Origin of the sequence: Protofrankia sp. BMG5.30, from assembly GCF_001983005.1 — a bacterium.
Taxonomy (GTDB): Bacteria; Actinomycetota; Actinomycetes; order Frankiales; family Frankiaceae; genus Protofrankia; species Protofrankia coriariae.
On sequence record NZ_MOME01000093.1, the window covers coordinates 1 to 1,990 of the forward strand.

General features: G+C 66.5%; 2 protein-coding genes and 1 pseudogene. All 3 read right to left on the bottom strand.

The window, feature by feature from the left end; genetic code table 11:
• Positions 1–322 (bottom strand): annotated as a pseudogene (locus BL254_RS28025) (hypothetical protein); the annotation flags it as partial.
• A gap of 161 nt (positions 323–483) precedes the next feature.
• A complete protein-coding gene (locus tag BL254_RS27545) occupies positions 484–651 on the bottom strand; it encodes a hypothetical protein (protein ID WP_157180676.1) in 168 nt (55 codons plus the stop codon).
• A gap of 505 nt (positions 652–1,156) precedes the next feature.
• The gene (locus BL254_RS24690; protein WP_047225338.1) at positions 1,157–1,579 is read right to left on the bottom strand and encodes a hypothetical protein; all 423 of its coding nucleotides are present in this window, start codon (positions 1,577–1,579) and stop codon (positions 1,157–1,159) included.
• Between the last annotated feature and the right edge of the window lie 411 nt (positions 1,580–1,990).

The window sequence follows — 1,990 nt, forward strand, 5'->3', positions numbered from 1 at the left end:
CAATCTCCACACCCCACCGGGAGTGAGAGCACCGGAAGGCAGAAATGGGAGGGAACGAAACGGGCGGAACGTGGCAAATCTTAGTCCGGATAAGCAGTCCGACGACCGATAGATCAACTGCGGGCGCCACCAGTGGCGCCACCCACATCGGAACGCCGAGACGCAGCCCGAGCGCGAGCACATTCCCGAAGCCGAAGAGGAACGTCAACGCGACCACCACGCCGACGATCACGGTCACGAGACGGGTCGAGGTGTCCGGAACCACCCGAGATTCGGAACACCCGTTCGATTCGACAGATGATGTCCGAGTCGGCGCGGTCACTGGACATCGTCCCTGGCCAGGGCCCGGGTCGCGACCGGTCGGACAGTGATTTCAGGGCCAGCAACCAAGATCAATCGGTTCGGATGCTGGTACACATGGTCCACCTGGTAGGCGGACGGGTCGGTGGACCGCTGTCCCTTCACCCACTGTGACCTGCGGGTTCATGAGAAGTACCTTTTGGGATTGCGCAGGCGGTTTCCGGCATTGTCCGAACCGGGGGCCATCGTGCAGGGCGCCGCCTGGGAGACCGCGCCCCGCCGCGAGTGGTCGGTGAACAGCCCGGTGACGATGTCGAGCAGCGTGTCAGCGTCGGTCGGCAGCGCGAACACGTGCAGGGTGCCGTCGCCCGGTTCCTCGACGGTCTCTTACCCGGATCCGCTACCGGCCCGGGCCGTGGTCGGGGGCGATTGGGCTTAAGTCGTAGTCGGCGCCGGCAGGCACAACGGGACCTCGGTGACTCGGCCGCTACCTCGTCAGGCGGACTGTGACGCCGACGTTCCGCAGCGCGGACACGATGAGCATCTGGAGGTGCCCGGGCTTCCCACCGGCCGCGGTCCGCGACGGTGGCGTGGGATGGTCATGGCGAGGGTCGCCTTCCTGCCGCGGCGGGAGGGATATGCGGTGGGGGCGGCGGTAGTCGATGGTCAGCCCGCCGCGGGCGGCAGGCGGGACGCCGACCAGAAGCCGATGAACCCGGCGATGCGGCGGGCGTCGGCGAACAGCACCCCTGCGTTGACGGCGGGATGTCTGCCAGGTCTTACAGGCCGAGCCACGCCCGCGCGCAAAAGCGCGAGCAGGGCGTCACCAACCGAATCCGGGRCAATGAGATGAGGATCAGGTGCTGACGGCCGCAGCGTCGGCGCGAGCCAAGGTGGCGTCCAGGACGGCGTACTCGGCTTCTTCCACAGCGGCGATAGCGAAAGAGATCGCGCAGACGGCGTCGTCCTCCGCGTACTCCGCGCGCCGCTCGGCACGCTGGGCGTCGCGCTCGGCCTGCTTCTGTTGGACCTCAGCACGCACCTTGCTCACGTGGTCCTTCCAGCGGTCCTGGATCTCGCGCCACCGACTGGAAGCCTCCTGGGTCACGTCCGAGGCCTTCTCACGAAGCTCGCTCGCGTGCTGCTCGGCGTTGGCGCGAGCCTGCTCGACTTTGGCCGCCAGCTCCTCGCGGGTCTCGGCCTCGGCGGCATCCGCAGCACCCTCGGCTGCCTTGGCACGCCTCGAGAGGTAGGCCAGCTGCTCGGACAAACGGGCCATAATTCTCACCCTTCCGCCGTCTTCCTGCATAATCACGTGGCAGCTATGCTAGCGCGGATTCCTGGCTGACGCAGGTCCACCCCAACGACGGYGACCATCGCAACCTACATCCCCATTACAGTGATTTGCAACCATCTGTCGACGTCAAACGGCTCGAAGTACAGCGGAGATCCGCCACCCAACAGCGAGTGAATGCGCGGCACGCCGAACAGCCTCCAGCCGCGCACTCCCGAGTCGACTTCCGGCGAGTTTGATGGGACTGTTTCAAGATCGGTGTTTCCGGCCCGACACGCCGGGCCCTCGGGGTCCGGCGGGATGGGCACTGTGAGTGATGACATCGGGTGATATGACCCCTCGCAAGCAAGATCGTGAATCGGGGCGGCAGCTGTCGCCGGAGCAGGCCGCTGCGGC